17 protein-coding genes and 2 pseudogenes are annotated in these 24,027 nt (G+C 70.8%); 9 read left to right on the top strand and 10 right to left on the bottom strand.

Features of this window, described 5'->3' with window-relative positions; genetic code table 11:
- Positions 1–13 precede the first annotated feature (13 nt).
- From G412_RS0122065 to G412_RS0122085, 5 genes are all read right to left on the bottom strand, one after another.
- Positions 14–1,750, bottom strand: coding sequence for a DEAD/DEAH box helicase (locus G412_RS0122065; RefSeq protein WP_028813981.1), 1,737 nt, complete (start codon positions 1,748–1,750; stop codon positions 14–16).
- A gap of 89 nt (positions 1,751–1,839) precedes the next feature.
- Positions 1,840–2,043, bottom strand: coding sequence for a cold-shock protein (locus G412_RS0122070; RefSeq protein WP_015607926.1), 204 nt, complete (start codon positions 2,041–2,043; stop codon positions 1,840–1,842).
- A gap of 274 nt (positions 2,044–2,317) precedes the next feature.
- Positions 2,318–3,475 (bottom strand): acetyl-CoA C-acetyltransferase, encoded by a 1,158-nt coding sequence (locus G412_RS0122075; protein WP_028813982.1) that lies wholly within the window; start codon positions 3,473–3,475, stop codon positions 2,318–2,320.
- Between the two features lie 40 nt (positions 3,476–3,515).
- Entirely contained in the window at positions 3,516–4,127 is a 612-nt protein-coding gene (locus G412_RS0122080; RefSeq protein WP_028813983.1) for a TetR/AcrR family transcriptional regulator, read from the bottom strand.
- Between the two features lie 65 nt (positions 4,128–4,192).
- The gene (locus G412_RS0122085) at positions 4,193–4,999 is read right to left on the bottom strand and encodes an SDR family oxidoreductase (protein WP_028813984.1); all 807 of its coding nucleotides are present in this window, start codon (positions 4,997–4,999) and stop codon (positions 4,193–4,195) included.
- A gap of 48 nt (positions 5,000–5,047) precedes the next feature.
- Here G412_RS0122085 and G412_RS0122090 point away from each other — a divergent pair, with 48 nt between their 5' ends.
- The 4 genes from G412_RS0122090 to G412_RS35540 all read left to right on the top strand — a co-directional run bounded on the left by G412_RS0122090 (position 5,048) and on the right by G412_RS35540 (position 9,664).
- Positions 5,048–5,902 carry an enoyl-CoA hydratase gene (locus G412_RS0122090; protein ID WP_028813985.1) on the top strand — a complete coding sequence of 285 codons (855 nt, stop codon included), beginning with the start codon at positions 5,048–5,050 and terminating at the stop codon, positions 5,900–5,902.
- Positions 5,902–7,047 (top strand): acyl-CoA dehydrogenase family protein, encoded by a 1,146-nt coding sequence (locus G412_RS0122095; protein WP_028813986.1) that lies wholly within the window; start codon positions 5,902–5,904, stop codon positions 7,045–7,047. The genes G412_RS0122090 and G412_RS0122095 overlap by 1 nt, the downstream gene beginning before the upstream one ends.
- Positions 7,047–8,030: an acyl-CoA dehydrogenase family protein gene (locus tag G412_RS0122100; RefSeq protein WP_028813987.1), complete on the top strand. Its 984-nt coding sequence runs from the start codon at positions 7,047–7,049 to the stop codon at positions 8,028–8,030. Before G412_RS0122095 ends, G412_RS0122100 begins: the two co-directional genes overlap by 1 nt.
- 134 nt (positions 8,031–8,164) lie before the next feature.
- Entirely contained in the window at positions 8,165–9,664 is a 1,500-nt protein-coding gene (locus G412_RS35540; protein WP_051338539.1) for an FAD-dependent oxidoreductase, read from the top strand.
- Positions 9,665–9,707: 43 nt separating this feature from the next.
- On the opposite strand, the gene G412_RS35545 is transcribed toward G412_RS35540, so the two are convergent.
- Both G412_RS35545 and G412_RS0122115 read right to left on the bottom strand, forming a co-directional pair.
- Entirely contained in the window at positions 9,708–10,355 is a 648-nt protein-coding gene (locus tag G412_RS35545; RefSeq protein ID WP_078607250.1) for a HutD family protein, read from the bottom strand.
- A complete protein-coding gene (locus G412_RS0122115; RefSeq protein ID WP_028813988.1) occupies positions 10,352–11,068 on the bottom strand; it encodes a VWA domain-containing protein in 717 nt (238 codons plus the stop codon). The genes G412_RS35545 and G412_RS0122115 overlap by 4 nt, the downstream gene beginning before the upstream one ends.
- A gap of 198 nt (positions 11,069–11,266) precedes the next feature.
- Between G412_RS0122115 and G412_RS0122120 the strand changes: the two genes are divergently transcribed.
- A complete protein-coding gene (locus G412_RS0122120) occupies positions 11,267–12,163 on the top strand; it encodes a rhomboid family intramembrane serine protease (RefSeq protein WP_028813989.1) in 897 nt (298 codons plus the stop codon).
- A gap of 153 nt (positions 12,164–12,316) precedes the next feature.
- On the opposite strand, the gene G412_RS0122125 is transcribed toward G412_RS0122120, so the two are convergent.
- The 3 genes from G412_RS0122125 to G412_RS0122135 form a co-directional block, all read right to left on the bottom strand.
- Entirely contained in the window at positions 12,317–13,777 is a 1,461-nt protein-coding gene (locus G412_RS0122125; RefSeq protein WP_028813990.1) for a glutamate synthase subunit beta, read from the bottom strand.
- Positions 13,770–18,329 carry a glutamate synthase large subunit gene (gene gltB / locus G412_RS0122130; RefSeq protein WP_028813991.1) on the bottom strand — a complete coding sequence of 1,520 codons (4,560 nt, stop codon included), beginning with the start codon at positions 18,327–18,329 and terminating at the stop codon, positions 13,770–13,772. The genes G412_RS0122125 and gltB overlap by 8 nt, the downstream gene beginning before the upstream one ends.
- Positions 18,330–18,621: 292 nt before the next feature.
- Positions 18,622–19,353: a VIT1/CCC1 transporter family protein gene (locus G412_RS0122135; protein WP_028813992.1), complete on the bottom strand. Its 732-nt coding sequence runs from the start codon at positions 19,351–19,353 to the stop codon at positions 18,622–18,624.
- Positions 19,354–19,612: 259 nt separating this feature from the next.
- Here G412_RS0122135 and G412_RS35550 point away from each other — a divergent pair.
- The 4 genes and pseudogenes from G412_RS35550 to G412_RS41800 form a co-directional block, all read left to right on the top strand.
- A pseudogene (locus tag G412_RS35550) lies at positions 19,613–20,585 on the top strand (ADP-ribosylglycohydrolase family protein); the annotation flags it as partial.
- Between the two features lie 400 nt (positions 20,586–20,985).
- Complete coding sequence (locus G412_RS35555) at positions 20,986–22,386, top strand: ADP-ribosylglycohydrolase family protein (RefSeq protein WP_244283177.1); 1,401 nt, start codon at positions 20,986–20,988, stop codon at positions 22,384–22,386.
- Complete coding sequence (locus G412_RS0122150) at positions 22,383–23,540, top strand: ADP-ribosylglycohydrolase family protein (RefSeq protein WP_028813993.1); 1,158 nt, start codon at positions 22,383–22,385, stop codon at positions 23,538–23,540. Before G412_RS35555 ends, G412_RS0122150 begins: the two co-directional genes overlap by 4 nt.
- A pseudogene (locus G412_RS41800) lies at positions 23,537–24,027 on the top strand (ADP-ribosylglycohydrolase family protein); the annotation flags it as partial. The gene G412_RS0122150 and the pseudogene G412_RS41800, both read left to right, overlap by 4 nt.

Consider the following 24,027-nt stretch of genomic DNA (forward strand, 5'->3'; position numbering starts at 1 on the left):
AAGCCGGTCGCCCCTACGCGGCCGCGCTGCGGCTACCGCCCTGGGCGCGGCCACCACGCCCACGGCCGCCACCACCCTGCGCCGCTCCCGCACGGCCACCGCTCTGTGCCCGCGCACCGGCACGCTCGCCCTGCGCACGGCCACCGGCGCCACCACGGCCACCCGCACCGGCTCCGGCACGACCACCCGCGCCACCAGCACCAGCGCCGGCACCCGCACCGGCACGACCACCAGCGCCACCCTGGGCGCGCTCGCCCTGCGTACGGCCACCACCCTGCGTACGGGCGCCACCGCCCAGGCCGCCGCCGGCACCGCGACCGGCGCCACCGCCACGCCCACCGCTCTGCTGCGGACGGCGCTTCGGCTTCGCGGAAGCCTGCTGCTGCTGCGGGACCTCGATCACGATGGCGACGCCCGAGGGCTCGCGCGCACCGGTGATCCGGGTCAGCTCGTCGTCGCTGGACTTGACCCGCGCGGTCTGCGGGACGATGCCGGCGGCCGACATCAGCTGCGTCATCTCACGCTTCTCGTCGGGAAGCACCAGCGTGACGACGCTGCCGGACTCGCCCGCGCGAGCGGTACGGCCGCCACGGTGCAGGTAGTCCTTGTGGTCGGTCGGCGGGTCCACGTTGACCACGAGGTCGAGGTCGTCGACGTGGATGCCGCGGGCCGCCACATTGGTCGCCACCAGCGCGGTGACCTGCCCGGTCTTGAACTGGTCGAGCGTGCGGTTGCGCTGCGGCTGCGAACGGCCGCCGTGCAGTGCCGCCGCGTACACACCGCTGGCCAGCAGCCGCTTCGCGAAGCGGTCCGCGGCGCGCTTGGTGTCCACGAAGAGGATGACCCGCCCGTCGCGGGCGGCGATGCGCGTGGCGACGGCCTTCTTGTCGGTCTCGTCGGCGACGTACAGCACGTGGTGCTCCATCGTCGTCACCGCGCCCGCCGACGGGTCGACGGAGTGGACCACCGGATCGGTCAGGAACATCCGCACCAGCCGGTCGACATTCCGGTCCAGGGTCGCCGAGAACAGCATCCGCTGCCCGTCCGGCTCGACCTGCTTCAGCAGCGCCGTGACCTGCGGAAGGAAGCCCATGTCGGCCATCTGGTCGGCCTCGTCCAGAACGGTGATCGACACCTGGCCGAGGTCCGCGTCACCGCGCTCGATGAGGTCCTTCAGGCGGCCGGGGGTGGCGACGAGCACCTCGGCTCCGCGCCGCAGCGTGTTCGCCTGCTTGGTGATCGACATGCCGCCGACGACCGTGGCCATCCGCAGGTTCACGGCCGTGGCGTACGGCGTGAGCGCGTCGGTGACCTGCTGCGCCAGCTCGCGGGTGGGCACCAGGACCAGGGCGAGCGGCGCGCGCGGCTCGGAGCGCCTGCCCGCGGTGCGGGCGAGCAGCCCGAGGCCGAAGGCGAGGGTCTTGCCGGAACCGGTGCGTCCGCGGCCGAGGATGTCGCGGCCCGCGAGCGTGTTCGGCAGGGTCGCGCCCTGAATGGGGAACGGCTCGGTCACACCCTGGGCCGCCAGGGTCTTGAGCAGGGCCGCGGGCATGTCGAGATCGGCGAAGTTCTCGACGGGCGGCAGCGCCGGGGTAATCGTCTCCGGCATCGCGAATTCACCCTGCACAGGCGTGGCCCTGCGGGCGGCTCCCTTTGCGGGGGCCTTGCCGCGAGCGGGCTGCGCGGAGCGGTTGCGGGCGGGACGCGCGGAGCGTGCGGTGGTGGCGGCGGGGCGTTCGGAGCGGGTCATTCAGGTTTTGCCTTCCTGTAAACAAGCACAAGCCGGGGCCCGCACCTTCACGGTGCGGGCCCCGGCTGGCGAGGTATCGCGTCGGCGAATTAGGCCGGGACGATGTTCTCCGCCTGCGGGCCCTTCTGGCCCTGCGTGACGTCGAAGGAGACCTTCTGGCCCTCCTGGAGCTCACGGAAGCCCTGGGTGGCGATGTTCGAGTAGTGAGCGAAGACGTCAGCGCCGCCGCCGTCCTGCTCGATGAAGCCGAAGCCCTTTTCCGAGTTGAACCACTTCACGGTTCCAGTAGCCATGTCATTCTCCTAAAAAACTGGGGCAGATCCGGAAATCCGCACCGTACGGATTCCACGTCGCCGCAATGAGCCCCATCCGGAGAACCGGAAAACAAAATGCGCCTGAGGAAGCATTCCCGTCAGGCGCACATAATGTTTATGGGTACCAAAACTGCAACTCGCTCACTCTAACACGATGGCGCCGGAGCACCACCCCTTGGCCGCAAGAAGATCGTCGTACCACCGGAGGCGCGAGCCCGCCCCCTCAGCAGCCCCCTCAGCCTCCTCGGCCTCCTCAGACGCGTTCGATGATGGTGACGTTCGCCTGGCCGCCGCCCTCGCACATCGTCTGGAGGCCGAACCGGCCCTGCGTACGCTCCAGTTCGTGCAGCAGCGTCGTCATCAGTCTGACGCCGGTCGCCCCCAGGGGGTGACCCAGCGCGATCGCACCGCCGTTGACGTTCACGCGGGCCGGGTCCGCGCCCGTCTCCTTCAGCCAGGCCAGCACGACCGGCGCGAAGGCCTCGTTGATCTCGACCAGGTCCACGTCGTCGATCGCCATGCCGGCCTTCTTCAGTGCGTACGCCGTCGCAGGAATCGGCGCCGACAGCATCCGGATCGGGTCTTCCCCCCGCACCGACAGGTGGTGGATACGGGCACGCGGCGTCAGCCCGTGTACTGCGACCGCCCGTTCGGACGCGATCAGCATCGCCGCCGCCCCGTCCGAGACCTGCGACGAGCACGCCGCCGTGATCGTGCCGCCCTCCAGTACCGGCTTCAGCCCCGCCATCTTCTCCAGCGTGGTGTCGCGGCGCGGCCCCTCGTCGACCGTCACGCCCCCGTACGCCACCGTCTCCCGCTCGAAGCGCCCCTCGTCGGTGGCGCGCACCGCCCGCTGGTGCGAGCGCAGTGCGTACTCCTCCATGGCGAGCCGCGAGATGCCCCACTTGCCGGCCATCAGCTCCGCCCCGTGGAACTGGTTCACCGGCAGTGAGCCGTACCGCTCCCGCCAGCCCTGCGAGCCCGCGAACGGGCCGTCCGTGAGGCCCAGCGGCTCGGCCGCCTGCCGGGACGCGAAGGCGATGGGGATCTGCGTCATGTTCTGCGTGCCCCCGGCGACCACCAGATCCTGGGTCCCCGACATCACACCCTGCGCCGCGAAGTGCACCGCCTGCTGCGAGGACCCGCACTGGCGGTCGATCGTGACGCCGGGCACCTCTTCGGGCAGCCCCGCCGCCAGCCACGCCGTACGGGCGATGTCGCCCGCCTGCGGTCCCACCGTGTCCAGGCAGCCGAAGACGACGTCCTCGACCGCCGAGGGGTCGATGCCGGAGCGCGAGACGAGGGCCTTCAGAACGTGCGCTCCGAGGTCGGCCGGGTGGGCGGCCGCGAGGCCTCCCCTGCGCCGGCCGACCGGGGTCCGTACCGCTTCGACTATGTAGGCCTCGGCCATGGCTGCTGCTCCTTCGTATGACGAGTGTCGGACAAGCGGTTCACGTACGCAGAGCGATGCCGTCCAGGACCATCGACAGGTACTGGCGGGCGATCTCGTCGGGGCTGTGCAGGCCGCCCGGCCGGTACCAGGACGCGGCGACCCAGACGGTGTCGCGGACGAATCGATAGGTGAGCCGGATGTCGAGGTCGGCGCGGAAGACCCGCGCCTCGACGCCGCGTTCCAGCGTCCCCAGCCACGCCTTCTCGAACTTCTGCTGCGAGTCGGCGAGGTAGCGGAAGCGGGGCTGCGCGGACAGGTGCCTGGACTCCTTCTGGTAGATCGCGACGGCGGCGCGGTGCCGGTCGATCTCCCTGAAGGACTCGGTGACGAGCGCCTCGATGGTCTCCCTGGGCCCGAGCCCGGCGGCGAGCACGGCGTCGTACCCCTGCCACAGCTCGTCCAGGAAGGTGGAAAGGATCTCGTCGAGCATCGATTCCTTGGAATCGAAGTGGTAGTAGAGGCTGCCCGCGAGCATGCCCGCCGCGTCCGCGATCTTGCGGACGGTGGTGGCGTTGTAGCCCTGGGCGGCGAACACCTCGGCTGCCGTGCCGAGGAGTTCACGGCGCCGCTCGGGCGAGGCGGTCACCTGGTTTTTCTTCTTGTCGGGCACGTTGTCAGGCACGTTGTTAGGCACGCTGCCATTGTCCGCCCGGGCACGGTCCGCCTGGGCATCGTCTAGGCGCGCTGGCTGCTGATGGAGACTGTCTCGCCGGTCATGTACGAGGAGTAGCCGCTGGCGAGGAAGACGATGACGTTCGCGACCTCCCAGGGCTCGGCGTACCGCCCGAACGCCTCACGCTCGGTGAGTTCCGCGAGCAGCTCGGCGGAGGTGACCTTCACCAGGTGCGGGTGCATGGCGAGGCTGGGGGCGACGGCGTTGACCCGTACGCCGTACGCCGTCGCCTCGACCGCCGCGCACCGGGTGAGCGCCATGACGCCGGCCTTGGCGGCCGCATAGTGGGCCTGGCCGGCCTGGGCGCGCCATCCGACGACGGAGGCGTTGTTGACGACGACACCGCCCCGGCCGGCCGCCTTCAGGGTGCGCAGGGCCGCGCGGGTGCAGCGGAAGGTGCCGTTCAGTGTCACGTCGATGACCTTGGACCACTGCTCGTCGGTCATGTCGACGAGTTCTGCCGTGCCGCCGAGGCCCGCGTTGTTGACCACGATGTCCAGGCCGCCGTGTTCGCGTACCGCGCGGTCGAAGAGCGCCTGTACGTCGCTCTCTTCGGTGACGTCGCACGGCAGGGAGGCGACGTTCCCGGCGCCGAACTCCTCGGCGAGCGCCTCCTCGGTGTCGTTCAGGCGGCGGGCGTGGGCGTCCCCGATGACGACGCGCGCGCCCTCCTCCAGGAATTTGCGCGCTGTGGCGCCGCCGATACCGGCGCCGGCCGCTGCGGTGATGACGGCGGTACGCCCCTTGAGGAGACCGTGGCCCGGTACGTACTCGGGCCGCGGGGCGCCGAACTCCTCGACGCTGCTCATGGCCGTACGTTAACCTACCAAACACTTGTTAGGGAAGGATGAGCCGCGATGCCCACGCCCACCGCCCACGAGCCTCCTGTGCTGTACGAGCGACGCGGGCCCCTCGCGTACGCCACGCTCAACCGCCCGCGCTACCGCAACGCCCAGAACTCCGCGATGACCTACGCCCTGGACGCGGCCTTCTACCAAGCCGCGGCGGACTCCGAAGTGAAGGTGATCGTGCTGGCCGGAGCCGGCGAGCACTTCTGCGCCGGCCACGACATCGGCACCCCCGAACGCGACGCCCATCTGCCCTTCGAGCGCAGGGCGGGCCTGTGGTGGGACCACTGCGGCAAGCAGGGCGCCGAGTCGCGCTTCGCGCGTGAGTCGGAGGTCTATCTGGGGATGTGCCGGCGCTGGCGCGAGCTGCCGAAACCGGTCGTCGCGTCCGTCCAGGGAGCGTGCGTCGCGGGCGGGCTGATGCTCGCCTGGATCTGCGACCTGATCGTCGCTTCCGAGGACGCGTTCTTCGCCGATCCGGTGGTGCGGATGGGCATACCCGGAGTCGAGTACTTCGCGCACCCGTGGGTGATGCCGCCGCGGATCGCCAAGGAGTTCCTCTACACGGGCGACCGGATGCCGGCGCGCAGGGCGTACGAGGTCGGCATGGTCAACCGCGTCGTGGAACGGGCCGAGCTGGCGGAGCGTACCGAGGAGCTGGCCCTGCGGATCGCCGGGATGCCGCGCCTGGGGCTCGCCCTCACGAAGCGGGCCGTGAACCAGGCGGAGGACCTTCAGGGCATGCACACCGGCATGGACTCGGTCTTCGCACTGCACCACCTCGCCCACGCCCACAACGCCGAGACCGCCGCGGACCCGCTCGGCGGGATGGATGTGTCCGCGATGAAGAAGGCGAGTACCTGATGGACTTGCGGCACACGCCGGAGGAGGACGCCTTCCGCGCCGAGGCGCGGGCGTGGCTGGCCGCACACGTCCCCGCGGAGCCGCTCCCCTCCCTGGAGACGGAGGAGGGTTTCGCCGCGCACCGCGCGTGGGAGGCACGGTTGCACGCGGACCGCTGGTCGGTGGTGTCGTGGCCGCGGGAGTACGGCGGGCGGGGCGTCGACATCTTCATGTGGCTGCTCTTCGAGGAGGAGTACTTCGCGGCGGGCGCTCCGGGGCGGGTCTCGCAGAACGGCATCAGCCTTCTCGCGCCGACCCTCTTCGACCATGCCACCGAGGAGCAGCGCGCCCGCGTTCTGCCGGCCATGGCGAGCGGTGAGGTGATCTGGGCGCAGGCCTGGTCCGAGCCCGAGTCGGGGTCGGACCTCGCCTCCCTCACGTCACGCGCCGTACGGACGGAGGGCGGGTGGCTGTTGTCCGGGCACAAGACGTGGTCGTCGCGGGCCGCCTTCGCGGACCGGGCCTTCGGGATTTTCCGTACGGGCCCCGAGGCGGCCAAGTCGCACCACGGCCTGACCTACCTGATGTTCGACCTGAGGGCGGACGGGGTCACGGTGCGCCCCATCGGCCGGCTCGACGGCAAACCCGCCTTCGCCGAGGTCTTCCTGGACGACGTGTTCGTGCCGGACGAGGACGTCATCGGCGAGCCGGGGCAGGGCTGGCGGATCGCCATGTCTACGACGGGGAACGAACGTGGGCTGACCCTGCGCTCCCCCGGCCGTTTCACCGCCGCCGCCGACCGGCTCGTACAGCGGTGGCGTACGTCGGCGGATCCTTCGGACACGGCGCTGCGTGACCGGGTGGCGGACGCGGTGGTGGGGGCGCGCGCGTATCAGCTCTTCACGTACGCCAACGCTTCGCGCTGCGCGGCGGGCACGGTCCTCGGAGCGGAGTCCAGCCTCAACAAGGTCTTCTGGTCCGACTACGACATCGCCCTGCACGAGACCGCGCTCGATCTGCTGGGCGCGGACGGGGAGCTGGCGGGGAGCGAGTGGGCGGAGGGCTATGTGTTCGCGCTGGCCGGGCCCATCTACGCGGGGACGAACGAGATACAGCGCGACATCATCGCCGAGCGCCTCCTCGGCCTGCCGAAGGGCCGCCGCTGATGAGGTTCCTGCTGACCGACGAACAGGCCGCTTTCGGACGTTCCCTGGACGCGATGCTGACGGCCGCGGACACACCTTCTGCCGTACGGGCATGGGCGGCCGGAAACGCCGTTCCCGGCAACGCGCTGTGGGCGCGGCTCGCTGAGGCGGGGGTCTTCGCGCTGGCCGTTCCCGAGGCGTACGCGGGGGTGGGGCCGCTGCCGGTCGAGCTGGCGGTGGCCTGTGTGGAACTCGGGCGGCATGCGGTGCCCGGTCCGGTGGTGGAGACCGTCGCGGCCGCCGTCCTGCTGGCCCGCCTCGCCGAGCACGGCGAGGAGGGTCCCGCGAAGCGGCTGCTGCCGGCGCTGGCGGCGGGCGCGGCGAACGCGACGCTCACGCTCCAGGGCTGCGGCCCGTACGCGCTGGACGCGGATTCGGCGACGTACCTCCTCACCGTGCGCGGTGACGAGCTGCGGCTCTCTCGCGGGTACGGCGCACTCCAGACGTCGGCGGATCCGGCGCGCCGGCTGTACCGGCCGGAGCCGGGCGGCGAAGTGCTCGCCTCGGGACCCGCCGTGACGGCGGCGGCCGCGTACGCCGCCGACCACGCGGCGTTCGCCACCGCCGCGCAGGCGCTGGGCACCGGGCTGGCGCTGCTGGACCGGACGGTGGCGTACGTCAAGCAGCGCACGCAGTTCGGGACGGCCATCGGCGGTTTCCAGGCGGTCAAGCACCGGCTGGCCGACACCTTGATCGGGCTGGAGTTCGCCCGGCCGCTGCTCTTCGGCGCGGCGCTGTCCATGACGTCTGCCGACATCGCCGCCGCGAAGCTCACGGCGGGCGAGGCCGCGTACGCCGCCGCGCGGACCGCGCTCCAGTTGCACGGGGCGGTCGGCTACACGCAGGAGCTCGACCTCTCACTCTGGCTGCGCAAGGCCCGTCCGCTGCGTGACGCGTGGGGGACGCCGTCGCAGTGCCGGGCGAAGGTACTGGCTGCGCCATGACGCCGCCGGGCGTCACCGCGGCGGCCCAAAACTGACAACACCTGTAGGCCAACACCCGTTGACATCGCCCCGCCCTCCGCTCTACATTGGGCCTACAAGCGTTGACCAACATGTGTTGGCATCAGGAGGTCGCCATGCACGGCAGCACGACCGGTACCCCGTTCCAGCGCAACGTCGTCGTAGTGGGGGCCGGCCCCACCGGCCTGCTCCTCGCCGGCGACCTCGCCGCCGCCGTTGTCCCCGTCACGGTGGTGGAGCGTCGCCCGCAGGGCATCAGCAATCTCACCCGGGCCTTCGGCGTGCACGCCCGCACCCTGGAGCAGCTCGACGCCCGCGCCCTCGCCGACGAGCTGGTCGCGACCGGCCAGATCATCAGTCGGCTGCGGCTCTTCGGCTCGCTCTCCCTCGACATCTCCGATCTCCCTTCGCGCTTCCCGTACTTGCTGGTCACTCCGCAGTTCGAGGTGGAGAAGCTGCTCCTGCGCCGGGCCGAGAAAAACGGAGCGACGTTCCTGTACGGAGCGGAGGTCACCGGGCTCACGCAGGACGAGAGGGGTGTGACCCTCGACGTGCGGCACGAGGACGGAACGGCCGACGCGCTGCGTGCCGCCTACGCCGTGGGCGCCGACGGGGTTCGCAGCGCCGTGCGCAAGGCCCTGCGCATGCCCTTCCCCGGACACTCGGTCATCAAGTCGATCGTCCTGGCCGACGTGCGCCTCACGGAGGAGCCCGACCGTACGGCCGTGGTCAACGGCATGGGTACGGCCTTCGGCTTCCTCGTCCCCTTCGACGACGGGTACTGGCGCGTGGGCGGCTGGGACCGTACGCGCGGCGCGATCCCCGACACGGCGCCCGTCGAACTGGAGGAGCTGCGCGCGATCACCCGTCGCGCCTTCGGCAGCGACTTCGGTATGCACGACGCCCGCTGGATGTCCCGGTTCCACAGCGACGAACGCCAGGTCCCGCGATACCGGGTGGGCAGGGTTCTCCTCGCGGGCGACGCGGCGCACACGCACTCCGCGGCCGGTGGCCAGGGCATGAACACCGGCCTCCAGGACGCGGCCAACCTCGGCTGGAAGCTGGCCTCCGTGGTCAACGGCCAGGCACCGGAAGGCCTGCTGGACTCGTATCACGACGAAAGGCACCCGGTCGGCAAGGCCGTGCTGCGCAGTAGCGGCGCGCTCCTGCGCCTGGCCATGGCCCACACCCCGCTGCAGCGCGGGCTCCGAGCCGTGCTGACCCTGGCCATCGGCAAGGTACGCCCGGCTGCCCGCAGGGCGATCGGCCAGATCACGGGCATCGGTTACGCGTACGACGCTCCGCGCGGCGCCCACCCGTTCACCGGCAAGCGCGTTCCGGACGTCAAGCTCCAGGAGGGCTGGCTGTACGAGCAGCTTCGCGCGGGGCGGTTCGTGCTGATCACCCCGCAAGGCGCGGAGGTCGACCACGACGGGCGGCTCACCGTGGCGCACTGGGCGAGTGACCGCCGTACGACTCTGCTCGTCCGTCCCGACGGTTACGCGGCCTGGGCCTCGGAAACCGCCGGCACGGAGCCCGTCACTGTGCGGACCGCCGTCGGGGAGATGGGTATCTCCTGGAAGCCCGCGACGCGTGGGGCGATACCGCGCGACTGACGCGCGCGGACGGCCCGCGGGTACCGCCCGCAGGCCGCGCGGCTCAGCCGGTTGTGAGGGGGAGGGTGGAGGTGGAGGTGGAGGTGGAGGTGGAGGTGGAGGTGGAGGTGGAGGTGGAGGTGGAGGTGGAGGTGGAGGTGAGCGTGGGGGTGAGGGTGACGACCGCCGCGTGTCCTTGGGCGGACAGCGCGCCCGGCGACCCGGTCACCACGGCGTCGTACGGTGCGAGGGTGATGCCGTCGAACGATGCGGTCCCGTCGAGTGCGACGATCACCACCGTCCCGTTGGGCGGGAGTGCGACGTCCAGGCCGCCGCGCACCACCGCGACCCGCGCGGTGGTGCGGCCCCTGCGGTGCATGACGTTGAAGTTCACGACCCGGCCGCCGAGCAGCCGGCAGTCGGTGACGACGTCACCGGGGAAGTCCTGCGGGACGAAACACTGGGCCACGAGCCGCCGCTCCCCGCCCACCACGAGGTCCATCCCGGCACCTTCGGCCATCGTCAGGATGCGGTCCACCTCGGGGAACGCGGAGAACGGGCCGTCCGCTTCGACCTCCGCGAGGCTGATCCGCCAGTCGAAGCCGGCCATCCCGGCGCCCTCGGGCGAAGCCGCGATCTCGCGGGTGACCCCGCCGCCGTTCTTCCACGCCACAGCCTCACGGTCGGCCGCCCTCAGCACCCGGACCGTCATCGCACGATGCCCTGCGCCCGCGCCGCGGCCAGCCAGGCGGGGAACTCGCGCACCAACTGGTCGTACAACTCCCCGTCCGAGACCTGGCGCGGGTCCAGCCCGGCATGGAAGTAGCCCGCGTTGTCGACCGGACGCCTCGCCGGGACGGCCAGTTCGTCCAGCTTGCGCAGGAAGTCGAACTGCGTGCTTCGCGTGTTGCCGAAGCCCACGAACTGCCAGAACAGTGGCAGCTTCGCGGCCTTGCAGACGTACCGCTCCGCCGCCAGCTTGTTGATCGGGCCGCCGTCGGTCTGAAAGACGACCAGTGCGGGCGCGGTCGATCCGCTGCCCAGGTAGTGGTCGATCACCGCGTCCATGGCCAGGTGATAGCTGGTCCTGCCCATGTGCCCGAGCCCGGCGACGATCTTGTCGATTCGTCCCTGGTGGTTGTCGAGGGCGATGTCCGTGATCGCGTCGACGTCCGTCGAGAAGAACACGAGCGGCACGCTGCCGTCGTCGTCGAGATGGGCGGACAGCCCGAGCACCCGGTCGGCGAGCGCCTGCACGCTGCCGTCCTGGTAGTACGGCTTCATGGAACCCGAGTAGTCGAGGACGAGATAGACGGCCGCGCGCTGCCCGCTCAGCCCCTGCTTCCGCACCGAGGCCCCGGCGCTCTTGTACAGGCTGACGAGCGCGGGCGCGGTCTCCTCGACCTTGTGGAGGCTTATCGCCACGTCGGATCTCCGTTTCGTACGGGGTTACGGGGCTGGCGGGAAAGGGCAGCACAGGCAGGCCTGCTGAGGTTACGTCACCGGTCTCCGGCCGTGGCCCGCACTGCGAACAGCGGCCGGTACGGACCGTGCGTTATCTTGAGCGGCGCCGACCCCCACCGGCTCTCCCCGTTTGCCCAGAAGAAGCCCAAGGAGCCGGCCGTGGAAGCCGCCGTCACGACGTGTTACCGCCACCCCAAGTACGAGACGTACGTGAGATGCACGCGGTGCGAGCGGTTCATCTGCCCCGACTGCATGCGGGAGGCGGCCGTCGGTCACCAGTGCCCCGACTGCGTGGCGGAGGGCCACAAGTCCGTCCGGCAGGCGCGCACGGTCTTCGGTGGCGCGGTGACCGGGGCGGCCGCGCCGGTGGTGACGTACGCGCTGATCGCTCTGAACGTGGTCGCCTACCTCGGTGAACTGGCGCGCCCCGACATCGTCGGCCGGTTCGGCATGCTCGGCTGGGGCCTGCTGGGTCCCGAGGCCGGGGGCTACGCCGCCCCGACCGTGGCCGGGGTGGCCGACGGCGAGTGGTACCGGCTGCTCACCGGCGCGTTCCTCCACCTGCCTGCGACCGGGGGCAGCTTCGGGATCATGCACATCGTCATGAACATGCTCTGCATGTGGAACGTGGGCAGGACGGTCGAGGACCAGCTCGGCCGGGCCCGTTACGCCGCTCTCTACCTGCTTTCCGCGCTCGGCGGCTCTGTACTGGTCTACCTGATCGCGCCGCACAGCATCGTCGTGGGCGCCTCGGGCGCGATCTTCGGCGTCTCGGCCTCGTACTACGTGATCTGCCGCCGCCTGGGCCACGACATGCGGGCCGTCCACCGCTTCATGGCCGGACTCATGATCTGGATGGTGGTGTCCGCCCTCTTCTCCTCCTGGCAGGCCCACCTGGGCGGCCTGCTCACCGGCGGCCTGGTGAGCCTGGCCCTGGCGTACGCACCCCGTAAGAACCGGACCGCGATCCAGGTGGCCGCGGGCGCCGGGGTGCTGGTGCTGCTGATCGTGCTCGTACTGATGAAGTCGTCATCGCTGACGTCATTCGCGGCCTGACACGCCGAGCCTGACCCGGCGCCTCACCCGCCCACGCCCGCCCGCACACCCACACGCGCCGCGGCGCCCACCCAGTGTCCGGTCGGGGACAGGGCAGGCGCCGCGTTCAGTTCCGCACGCCGTTGTGCGGGACGTTTATGTGCCGGGCGTACGTCAGACGGTCAGCGCACGGTCCGTCGGCTTCACCGGGGCGGGCAGCTCGCTCGCCCCCGTCAGGAACCGGTCCACGCCACGCGCCGCCGACCGCCCCTCGGCGATCGCCCACACGATGAGCGACTGACCGCGGCCCGCGTCACCGGCGACGAAGACGCCGTCGACGTTCGTCGCGTACTGCCCGTCGCGCGCGATGTTGCCACGCGCGTCGAGCTCCAGACCGAACTGCTGGACCAGGCCGTTCGCCTGGTCGGTGCCGGTGAAGCCCATCGCCAACGTGACGAGCTGAGCGGGGATCTTCCGCTCCGTGCCCGGCTTCTGCTCAAGCTTGCCGTCCTTGAACTCCACCTCGACGAGGTGCAGGAACTGGACGTTGCCGTCCTCGTCGCCCTCGAAGTGGGTGGTCGAGACGGAGTAGACCCGCTCGCCGCCCTCCTCGTGCGCGGAGGTGACCTTGTAGAGCATCGGGAAGGTCGGCCACGGCTGGTTGGCGTTACGCTCCTCGCCCGGCTTCGGCATGATCTCCAGCTGGGTGACGGACGCCGCGCCCTGACGGTGGGCGGTGCCCACGCAGTCCGCGCCGGTGTCGCCGCCGCCGATGACCACGACGTGCTTGCCCTCGGCGGTGATCGGGGAGACCGTCAGGTCGCCCTCCTGCACCTTGTTGGCGAGCGGCAGGTACTCCATCGCGAAGTGGATGCCGTTCAGCTCACGGCCCGGTACGGGCAGGTCACGGGAGACCGTCGCGCCGGCGGCGATGACCACCGCGTCGTAACGACGCCGCAGCTTCGCGGCGTCGATGTCGCGGCCGATCTCCACCTCCGTACGGAACTTGGTGCCTTCCGCGCGCATCTGCTCGATGCGCCGGTTGATGTGCACCTTCTCCATCTTGAACTCGGGGATGCCGTAGCGCAGCAGTCCGCCGATGCGGTCGGCGCGCTCGTACACCGCGACCGTGTGACCGGCCCGCGTCAGCTGCTGGGCGGCGGCGAGACCCGCGGGCCCCGACCCGATGACGGCGACCGTCTTGCCCGAAAGACGCTCGGGCGGCTGCGGGGTGACGTCGCCATTCCCCCACGCCTTGTCGATGATCGAGACTTCGACGTTCTTGATGGTGACGGCCGGCTGGTTGATGCCGAGCACGCACGCCGACTCGCAGGGAGCCGGGCACAGCCGCCCGGTGAACTCCGGGAAGTTGTTGGTGGCGTGCAGCCGCTCGCTCGCCGCCGCCCAGTCCTCGCGGTAGGCGTAGTCGTTCCACTCGGGGATGAGGTTCCCGAGCGGGCAGCCGTTGTGGCAGAACGGGATGCCGCAGTCCATGCATCGGCCGGCCTGCTTGCTGATGATCGGCAGCAGGGAGCCGGGAACGTAGACCTCGTTCCAGTCCTTGACGCGCTCCCCGGCGGGACGGGTCTTCGCGACCTCGCGGCCGGTGGTCAGGAAGCCCTTGGGGTCAGCCATTGGTCGCCGCCTCCATCATCTTCTCGGTGGTCTCCTGCTCGGAGAGACCGGCGAGCTCAGCGGCGTCCTTGGCGGCGAGCACTGCCTTGTACGTGGACGGGATGATCTTGCTGAAGCGGGCCACGGCGGTGTCCCACTCGGCCAGCAGCTTGGAAGCGACCGTGGACCCGGTCTCCTCCTCGTGGCGGCGCACCACATCGTGCAGCCACAGCTTGTCGGCGTCGTCGAGCGCCTCGACCGCCCCGGCGTTGCCGGAGTTGACGTTGTCCGGGTCGAGATCGATGACGTACGCCACGCCGCCGGACATGCCGGCCGCGAAGTTGCGCCCGGTCTCGCCCAGCACCACCGCGCGGCCGCCGGTCATGTACTCGCAGCCGTGGTCGCCCACGCCCTCCGAGACGACCGTGGCACCGGAGTTACGGACGCAGAAGCGCTCACCGGTCCTGCCCCGCAGGAAGAGTTCGCCGCTCGTGGCGCCGTACGCGATCGTGTTGCCCGCGATCGTCGAGTACTCGGCGAGGTGGTCGGCGCCCCGGTCCGGCCGGACGATGATCCGGCCGCCCGAAAGGCCCTTGCCCACGTAGTCGTTGGCGTCGCCTTCGAGCCGCAGCGTCACGCCACGGGGGATGAAGGCACCGAAGGACTGACCGGCCGAACCCGTGAAGGTGATGTCGATGGTGTCGTCGGGCAGACCCGCCCCGCCGAACTTCTTCGTCACCTCGTGACCGAGCATCGTGCCGACGGTCCGGTTGATGTTGCGGATCGCGACCTGCGCGCGGACCGGCCCGGCGGCCTCGGCGTTGTCCACGGCCAGGGCGTCGGCGGCGAGCTTGATCAACTCATTGTCGAGCGCCTTCTCCAGCGCGTGGTCCTGGGCCGTGATCTGGTGACGGACCGCGCCCTCGGGCAGCTCGGGGACGTAGAAGAGGGGCTCCAGGTCGAGACCCTGCGCCTTCCAGTGCTCCACGGCCGCGTCGGTGTCGAGCAGCTCGGCGTGGCCGACGGCCTCTTCGAGCGTACGGAAACCGAGCTCGGCCAGCAGCTCGCGCACTTCCTCCGCGATGAACTGGAAGAAGTTGACGATGTACTCGGCCTTGCCGGAGAACCGGTCGCGCAGGACCGGGTTCTGCGTGGCGATGCCGACCGGGCACGTGTCGAGGTGGCAGACGCGCATCATGACGCAACCGGAGACGACGAGCGGCGCGGTCGCGAAACCGAACTCCTCGGCGCCGAGCAGCGCGGCGATGATCACGTCGCGGCCGGTCTTCAGCTGACCGTCGGTCTGGACGACGATACGGTCGCGCAGCCCGTTGAGCAGCAGCGTCTGCTGGGTCTCGGCGAGCCCGAGCTCCCAGGGACCACCGGCGTGCTTCAGCGACGTAAGCGGAGAAGCACCGGTGCCACCGTCATGCCCCGAGATCAGCACGACATCGGCGTGCGCCTTGGAGACACCCGCGGCGACCGTGCCGACACCGACCTCCGACACCAGCTTCACGTGGATTCGCGCGGCCGGGTTGGCGTTCTTGAGGTCGTGGATCAGCTGAGCCAGGTCCTCGATGGAGTAGATGTCGTGGTGCGGCGGCGGCGAGATGAGCCCCACGCCCGGCGTCGAGTGCCGGGTCTTCGCGACCCACGGGTAGACCTTGTGTCCGGGGAGCTGACCGCCCTCACCGGGCTTGGCGCCCTGCGCCATCTTGATCTGGATGTCGTCGGCGTTGACGAGGTATTCACTCGTCACACCGAAACGCCCCGAGGCGACCTGCTTGATGCTGGAGCGCCGCGCCGGGTCGTACAGCCGCTCGGCGTCCTCGCCGCCCTCACCGGTGTTGGACTTGCCGCCGAGCTGGTTCATGGCGATGGCGAGGGTCTCGTGCGCCTCCTGGGAGATGGAGCCGTACGACATGGCGCCGGTGGAGAAGCGCTTGACGATCTGGGAGGCGGGCTCGACCTCGTCGATCGAGATGGCCTGACGGCCCGACTTGAACCCGAACAGCCCACGCAGCGTCATCAGCCGCTCGGACTGCTCATTCACCCGGTCCGTGTACTGCTTGAAGATGTCGTACCGGCGGTTGCGCGTGGCGTGCTGGAGGCGGAAGACCGTCTCCGGGTCGAACAGGTGCGGCTCACCCTCGCGGCGCCATTGGTACTCGCCGCCGATCTCCAGCGCGCGGTGCGTGGCGGCGATGCCGGAGGCCGGGTACGCCTTGGCGTGCCGGGCGGCGACCTCCTTGGCGATGATGTCGAGACCGGCGCCGCCGATCTTGGTCGCCGTACCGTTGAAGTACTTCTCGACGAAGGCCTCGTCCAGACCGACGGCCTCGAAGACCTGCGCGCCCCGGTAGGAGGCGACGGTCGAGATGCCCATCTTGGACATGACCTTCAGGACACCCTTGCCCAGGGCGTAGATCAGATTCCGGATGGCCTGCTCGGGCTCGGCGCCCTCGATGAACGTGCCTGCCCGGACGAGGTCCTCGACGGACTCCATGGCCAGGTACGGGTTGACGGCGGCCGCGCCGAAACCGATGAGCAGCGCGACGTGGTGCACCTCGCGCACATCGCCGGCCTCGACGAGCAGCCCCACCTGGGTGCGCTGCTTCGTGCGGATCAGGTGGTGGTGCACGGCAGAGGTCAGCAGCAGCGACGGAATCGGCGCGTGCTCGGCGTCCGAGTGCCGGTCGGAGAGCACGATCAGGCGGGCGCCGGCCTCGATGGCGGCGTCGGCCTCGGCGCAGATCTCCTCGATACGGGCGGCCAGCGTGTTGCCGCCGCCGCTGACGCGGTAGAGGCCGGACAGCGTGGCGGCCGTCAGGCCCGGCATGTCGCCGTCGGCGTTGATGTGTATCAGCTTGGCCAGCTCGTCGTTGTCGATCACCGGGAACGGCAGCGTGACGTTGCGGCAGGTCGCCGCGGTCGGCTCCAGGATGTTGCCCTGCGGGCCGAGCGAGGAGCGCAGGGAGGTGACGAGTTCCTCGCGGATGGCGTCCAGCGGCGGGTTCGTGACCTGCGCGAAGAGCTGGGTGAAGTAGTCGAAGAGCAGCCGGGGCCGCTCGGAGAGCGCGGCGATGGGCGAGTCCGTACCCATGGAACCGAGCGGTTCGCCGCCCGTACGGGCCATCGGCGCGAGGATGACGCGCAGCTCTTCCTCGGTGTACCCGAAGGTCTGCTGGCGACGGGTGACCGACGCGTGCGTGTGCACGATGTGCTCACGCTCGGGCAGGTCCTCCAGCTCGATCTCGCCGGCTTGCAGCCACTCCTGGTACGGCGCCTCGGCGGCGAGGCCGGCCTTGATCTCGTCGTCCTCGATGATCCGGTGCTCGGCCGTGTCGACGAGGAACATCTTGCCGGGCTGCAGCCGCCCCTTGCGGACCACCTTGGCGGGGTCGATGTCGAGCACACCTACCTCGGACGACAGCACGACAAGCCCGTCGTCGGTCACCCAGTAGCGGCCGGGACGCAGACCGTTGCGGTCGAGTACGGCGCCGACCTGGGTGCCGTCGGTGAAGGTGACGCAGGCCGGGCCGTCCCAGGGCTCCATCATCGTGGCGTGGTACTGGTAGAACGCGCGGCGGGCGGGGTCCATGGAGTCGTGGTTCTCCCACGCCTCGGGGACCATCATCAGCACCGCGTGCGGCAGCGAGCGCCCACCCAGGTGCAGCAGCTCCAGCACCTCGTCGAAGGAGGCGGAGTCGGACGCGTCGGGCGTGCAGACAGGGAAGATCCGCTCCAGCTTCTCAGCCCCGAACAGGTCGGACGCAAGCTGGGACTCACGGGCCCGCATCCAGTTGCGGTTGCCCTTGACCGTGTTGATCTCGCCGTTGTGTGCGACGAAGCGGTACGGGTGGGCGAGCGGCCAGCTCGGGAAGGTGTTCGTGGAGAACCGTGAGTGGACCAGAGCCACCGTCGTCGCGAAGCGCCGGTCGGACAGGTCCGGGAAGAACGGTTCGAGCTGCCCGGTGGTGAGCATGCCCTTGTAGACGAGGGTGCGCGCGGAGAGCGACGGGAAGTAGACACCGGCCTCACGCTCGGCGCGCTTGCGCAGGACGAACGCCTTGCGGTCCAGCTCAAGACCCGACGACGTACCGTCCGCCACGAAGATCTGAGCGAAGGCGGGCATGGTGGCGCGAGCCCCATTGCCGAGCAGCGAGGGGGTGACGGGAACCTCACGCCACCCCAGGACGTCGAGCCCTTCCTCAGCGGCGATCGTCTCAATGTCCGAGACGGCCTGTGCGGAGCCGTCTGCGGGAAGGAAGGCGATGCCGACGGCGTACGCCCCGGCCTCGGGGAGGTCGAAGTCGGTGACCTCGCGGAGGAAGGTGTCGGGGACCTGGAGCAGGATTCCGGCGCCGTCGCCGGAGTCGGGCTCGGATCCCGTGGCACCGCGGTGTTCGAGATTGCGCAGTACGGTCAGCGCCTGCTCGACCAGCTCATGGCTGGCCACACCGGTGAGGGTGGCCACAAAGCCGACGCCGCAGGCGTCGTGCTCGTTACGGGGGTCGTACATCCCCTGCTGGGCGGGGCGACCGTCCATGGGCGACCAGGCGTCGGAACGCATCGGCACTCCCGTCGTCGTCGTGGCATATGCAACTACCGAGGGACGACGTTGGCCCTCCGCGAAATTTCGTGCAGGTTACATGATGGCTGGCTTCTCGCGAAGTGGATAGCTCATTCCAACATGCGGACACCGCGCATAGCGGTGCAGGTGGTTCACGTGCGGACAGACCGACACTTGTCTGGTCGTCACAGAGCAGGCCTCATTGCCTGCGGTGTCGTGGGCTTTTGCCCGGCGATTGCGAAGACGAAACCACCGAGTAACAGATTACTTATGTGGAGCCCCGCATAGTGTCTCACCCTACGGCTGTTCCGAACAGAGCACCGAGGGCGTACGTCACACCGGCCGCGGCACCACCGAGCGCCAGCTGCCTCATCCCGCTGAACCACCAGGACCGCGCCGTCACCTTCGCCACGAGCGCTCCGCAGGCGAAGAGCCCGACGAGCGCGAGCAGCACCGCGGGCCACAGCGTCGAGGCCCCGAGCAGATACGGCAGTACGGGCACCAGGGCGCCCAGCGCGAACGCCCCGAACGACGATACGGCGGCGACCATGGGTGAGGGAAGGTCGCCGGGATCGATGCCGAGCTCCTCGCGGGCGTGGATCTCCAGTGCCTGCTCAGGATCCCTGGACAGTTGACTGGCGACCTCACGTGCCAGTCCTGCCTCGACTCCCCGCGACTCGTAGAGCGCGGCGAGCTCCTCCAGCTCGTCCTTCGGGTGCTTGCGCAACTCGCGCCGTTCGACGTCGAGTTCGGCTTCGACGAGTTCGCGCTGCGAGGCCACGGAGGTGTATTCACCCGCGGCCATGGAGAAGGCGCCGGCGGCAAGCCCGGCGAGCCCGGTAATAACAATGGTCTGCTGCCCCACGGACCCACCTGCCACGCCGGTCATGAGCGCCAGGTTCGAGACCAGACCGTCCATCGCGCCGAAGACCGCCGGGCGCAGCCAACCCCCATTCACGTCACGGTGCGTGTGGTTGTCGCGGTGCGCCTCGTGGAGCGTCGCCTCGGTCTCGATGATGGCCATGTCGCCAGTTCCCCTCTCGCCGGAGGCGGGGCCGTATGCGGCCCCTCCACCCCCTCAACACCATCGAAAGTACGCACGATTCAAGCCTCCCGCCAGCAAGGAAGGCCGTACTTACCCGCAGCTCAGACCCCACGCCGACCGGGTGACGCTGCCGTTTCGGAGCCTTTGCCGGGCGCTCGCGTGGCACAGATCCAGGAACGAGCCCAGGGAGTTGATTGCCATGCAATCCCGCACCGATCACGGCCGCGCGCTGCAGGCCCTGCGCGAACTTCACGCCGTTCGCGCACTCCGCGACAGAGGGCGGGGCGCACTCCTCGGCCTGGCGGTGGGCGACGCGCTCGGGGCCCCCGCGGAGAACATGAAACCCTCCGAGATCCGCCGACGTTGGGGTCGTATCGAAGGCTTCGTGTCCTCCGACCCCGCCGGTACGGACGACACGGAGTACGCGATCTTCTCCGGTCTCCTCCTGGCCCGCCACGGCTCGGCGCTGACCGTGGCCCACGTCGAGAACGCGTGGCACCTGTGGATCGCCGACCTGGACGAGGGGCCGTTCCGCGGTGCGGGCTTCAGCGAGCGCGGCACCCTGGAGAACCTCCGCCGCGGCCTGGCCGCCCCCATCTCCGCCCAGCACCGGCACGCGTGGAGCGACGGCCTGGCGATGCGGGCCGCCCCCTTCGGCGTCTTCGCGGCGGGCCGCCCGGCGGAGGCGGCGCGGCTGGTGGCGATCGACGGCTGCGTGAGCCACGAGGGCGAGGGCATCTACGGCGGCCAGGCGGTGGCGGCGGGCGTCGCGGTGGCCATGACGGGCGGCACGCCCTCCGCGATCACCGCCGCCGCCCTGTCCGTCATCCCGTCCGACTCCTGGACGGCCCGCTCCCTGCGCCGCGCGGTGGCGGCGGCCCCGGACGGCGAACGGGCGGTGCGCTCGGCGGTGGTGATCGGCGGCTACCCGTGGACGGACCTGGCCCCGGAGGCGGTGGGCCTGGCGTTCGGCGCGTTCGCGGCGGCGCGGGGTGACTTCAGGGGCTCCGTCCTCACCGCGGTCAACATGGGCCGCGACGCCGACACGACGGCAGCGGTGGCAGGCGCCCTGGCCGGCGCGATGTGCGGGGCGGGGGCGATCCCTCCGGCCTGGGCTTCGGCGATCGCCCCGGCGAGAGGCAGCTGCCTCCCGTCGATGCGAAACCACCACGTCCTGGACGTAGCCGACCTCCTGATCCCGGACGACGACCCTCCCGACACCACCCCACCGACCAACGGCATCACGTACGACGACGAAATCCCGGCCAGGAAGCCGTCGGGGGCCAGCACCCCCTGGCACAGCGGACACCCAGACAACACCCCCTCAGCGGGCGGCCCCACAGCCGGCACCCCCTGGGCCGACGGAGCCCCAAGCACCACCCCCCGGAACGGCGCAACACCAGCCAGCACCCCCTCCGACAGCGGAACCACAACCGACAAGCACCCCTCGGGAGGCGGCACCACAACCGGCACCCCCTGCGGCGGCGGAACGTCAGGCAGCAACCCCTCGGGGCGCGGAACCACGGCCGGCACCCCGACACGCGGCAACGCCGCCCCGCGCAGCGCAATCACAGGCGTCGGCCCGCACTCCCAGCCATTCCGGGCAGCATCATGACCCCCTACACCCCCGCCCAGGGTGACAGCCCCAGCTCGGGCGCAGCGGCAAGCGGGCGGGGGTCCGGGGCCGGGTCAGCAGAGGCCTCGGCGAGCACCGCAACCCCGGCCACGCTCCCGCCACGGAGCGCCGAAACCCAAGCTGCGCTCGCGCCGCCCCACGCGTCCGGGAGCGGCCTCGGCCCGAGCCCGGGAGCCGCCCCCGAGGCACCCGGCACGCGGTGCGGAGTAGCAGTAGCAGTAGCAGACCCACCCCCACCAAAAGCAGAACCCACACCCACCCACGAGGCCGCGGCGGGCCCGCGCCGCATCGAGGGCCTGCTCCTCGGTCTCGCCGCAGGTGACGCCGCCGGTTGGCCCGCCGCCCGCCACCGCGCCGCCCGCATGCCGGACTGGACCCGCCGCCTCACCCGCGAACTCGACACCTTCGCCGAGCAGAACGCCACCACGACCCTCCCCGTCCCCATCGCCCTCAACCAGCCCCCCGAACCCCTGCGCCTCGGCCCGTCCGACGACGCCGAGTGGGCCGCCTTCACCGCCGGTACGATCCTCACCGCCGCCCCCGGCAAGATCCGCGCCGCCGTCGACCGCGCCTGGACCGCCCTCGCCGCCGAAGTCGCCGCCGCCGCAGACCGCGCCCCCGAGATCGAGTCCGCCGTACTCCCCCTCCGCGCCCGCATCTCCGTACGGGCAGGCCTCGGCAACCTCGCCACCGGCCTGCGCCCGCCCGCGACCGGCCACGACAATCCGCACTACTTCGACGACGCCGCCTGCATCCGCGCCGCCGTCCTCGCCACCGTCCACCCCGGCGACCCGGCCGCCGCCGCCGAACTGGCCGAGTTCGACGCCCGCTACACCCAGGACGGCGACGGCGTCCACGGCGCTCGCGCCATGGCCGCGGCGATCGCGGCAGCGCTCGGCGGCGCCGGGGTCGACGAGGCCGTGGACGCAGCCCTCGCCCAGCTCCCCGAAGCCACCGAGATCGGCCGCAACGCCGCCCACGCCGTACACCTAGCCGCGACCGCCACCGGCGCCTTCGCCCTGGTCCCCACCCTCGAACACCAGATCGTCGACCACGTCTACAGCTACGGCATCGCCGCCGCCGAGACCGTCCCCGTCGCCCTCGCCCTGACCACCGCCGCCCGCGGCCGCGTCACCGAGGCCGTACCCGCGGCAGCCTGCCTGTCCCGCGTCGCCGACTCCGCCCCCGCCCTCGCCGGCGCACTCACCGGCGCACTCTGCGGCGGCGACGCGCTCCCGGCCGGCTGGCGCGACACCTGCCGGACCCTGGTCGGCTGCGCCCTCCCCCGCCTGGCCGGCACAGACCTGGTGGAACTAGCCACACAACTCACCGCACAACTCCACCCCACCCCCACGAACGGACGCCTCACCACATGACAACTTTCCCGCCACTCACCCTGGAGGACCGGACCACCGGCAGCCTGATCGGCGCAGCGGTCGGCGACGCACTCGGCGGCCCGGTCGAGGGCTGGTCCCCTGAGCAGATCTCCGAACGGCACGGCGGCCGCGTCCACGGGATCGTCGGCCCTTTCTACGACAACTGGCGTACGGCGCGCCCCATCGCCCCGTACCACAAGGGTGACGGCCACATCACCGACGACACCCTCATGACCCACGCCCTGGTCCGCGTGTACGACGCCGTACGCGACCACCTGGACGCCTACGCGATCGCCGACCACCTGGTCCCCCAGCTCATCGAATCCCCCGTGTACATCCCCGAGTTGGAAACGGAGGCGCTCCCCCTCCAGCGCATCTTCCTCGCCGAGAAGTGGATCGTCGCCCGCCTCCACTACGGCCACATGGACCCACGCGAAGCCGGCACCGGCAACATCGTCAACTGCGGTGCGGCGATGTACATGGCCCCGGTCGGCCTGGTCAACGCGGGCAATCCCACCGCGGCGTACGCGGAAGCGATCGACGTGGCCGGCGCCCACCAGTCGTCGTACGGCCGCGAGGCAGCCGGTGTCTTCGCCGCCGCCGTAGCGGCCGCATGTACGCCCGACGCCACACCCGCCACAGTCGTCGACACCTGCCTTTCCCTCGCCAAGGACGGCACACGCTCAGCGATCGAGGCAGTGGCGGAAGCCGCCGTACGCCACCACGACTTCGAGTCCGCACTCGCACCCCTCCGCGCCGCCGTAGCCCCCTTCGACACGGTGGGCCCGGACTACCGCAAACCGACCCTCGCCGCCCGCCGGCCCTCCCGCCTGCACTCCATCGAGGAACTCCCCATCGCCCTGGGCATGCTCCTGGTAGCGGGAGGGGACTACCGCCACACAGTCCTGGGCTCGGTCAACTACGGTCGGGACTGCGACTCGATCGCCACGATGAGCGGCGCGATCTCCGGTGCCCTGTACGGGGAATCAGCCATCCCGTCCGACTGGGCGAAGACGGTCGCCGAGGCGAGCCGAACCGACCTGCACGCCCCGCCCCGCACCCTGGCGGCAGTGACTCGCGAGGTCTACGCCCGCGACACCGTGCGCCGCAGGAGCCACGAGGCAACCTTCACGGCGCTGACAGGCACACCATGAACGTCCGGCTGACCTGGGTGCAACCAGAGGACCTGATCACCCACGAACTGCGCCAGGCAGCGGAGGACGGCCGCGACACGACAGCGATCCGCGCCCGCTGGCAATCGGCAGGCGGCCCACCATCCCCACCCCCCACAGGCGCGTCCCCCACCCCCGCACCCCCACACCTGCGCACGCTGGCAGAACGACTCCTGAACGACCTGTCCCAGCTCCCCACCCCCACCACCCGGGCCGAACCAACACCCCTACAGGCCATCAGAACAGCCTGCCCAACATGGCCCACCAAGACCCCACCACCCCCGGTGCCAACAGCGGACGAGACCACCCCCGCCCACCAACCAACGGTGCCGGGCGGGGACGTGTCGGGGCGCTCCCCGCAGGGCGTTGAACGCAACCACCGCCAACGAACCAACGCAGTACCCGAACGTTCGACGCCCGAGGAGACGCCCCGGCGCGGCACCGCCCCCGAAGCCACCGCACCCCCACC

It is taken from the genome of Streptomyces flavidovirens DSM 40150 (assembly GCF_000429085.1).
Lineage (GTDB): Bacteria > Actinomycetota > Actinomycetes > Streptomycetales > Streptomycetaceae > Streptomyces > Streptomyces flavidovirens.

Bases quoted from the DNA above. Each gene is read 5' to 3' on its own strand.
- G412_RS0122150 (WP_028813993.1), top strand. From the start codon at position 22,383: ATGACAACTTTCCCGCCACTCACCCTGGAGGACCGGACCACCGGCAGC.
- gltB (WP_028813991.1), bottom strand. From the start codon at position 18,329: ATGCGTTCCGACGCCTGGTCGCCCATGGACGGTCGCCCCGCCCAGCAG.
- G412_RS35540 (WP_051338539.1), top strand. From the start codon at position 8,165: ATGCACGGCAGCACGACCGGTACCCCGTTCCAGCGCAACGTCGTCGTA.
- G412_RS0122065 (WP_028813981.1), bottom strand. From the start codon at position 1,750: ATGACCCGCTCCGAACGCCCCGCCGCCACCACCGCACGCTCCGCGCGT.
- G412_RS0122075 (WP_028813982.1), bottom strand. From the start codon at position 3,475: ATGGCCGAGGCCTACATAGTCGAAGCGGTACGGACCCCGGTCGGCCGG.
- G412_RS0122090 (WP_028813985.1), top strand. From the start codon at position 5,048: ATGCCCACGCCCACCGCCCACGAGCCTCCTGTGCTGTACGAGCGACGC.
- G412_RS0122135 (WP_028813992.1), bottom strand. From the start codon at position 19,353: ATGGCCATCATCGAGACCGAGGCGACGCTCCACGAGGCGCACCGCGAC.
- G412_RS0122100 (WP_028813987.1), top strand. From the start codon at position 7,047: ATGAGGTTCCTGCTGACCGACGAACAGGCCGCTTTCGGACGTTCCCTG.
- G412_RS35545 (WP_078607250.1), bottom strand. From the start codon at position 10,355: ATGACGGTCCGGGTGCTGAGGGCGGCCGACCGTGAGGCTGTGGCGTGG.
- G412_RS0122095 (WP_028813986.1), top strand. From the start codon at position 5,902: ATGGACTTGCGGCACACGCCGGAGGAGGACGCCTTCCGCGCCGAGGCG.
- G412_RS0122125 (WP_028813990.1), bottom strand. From the start codon at position 13,777: ATGGCTGACCCCAAGGGCTTCCTGACCACCGGCCGCGAGGTCGCGAAG.
- G412_RS0122070 (WP_015607926.1), bottom strand. From the start codon at position 2,043: ATGGCTACTGGAACCGTGAAGTGGTTCAACTCGGAAAAGGGCTTCGGC.
- G412_RS0122085 (WP_028813984.1), bottom strand. From the start codon at position 4,999: ATGAGCAGCGTCGAGGAGTTCGGCGCCCCGCGGCCCGAGTACGTACCG.
- G412_RS35555 (WP_244283177.1), top strand. From the start codon at position 20,986: ATGACCCCCTACACCCCCGCCCAGGGTGACAGCCCCAGCTCGGGCGCA.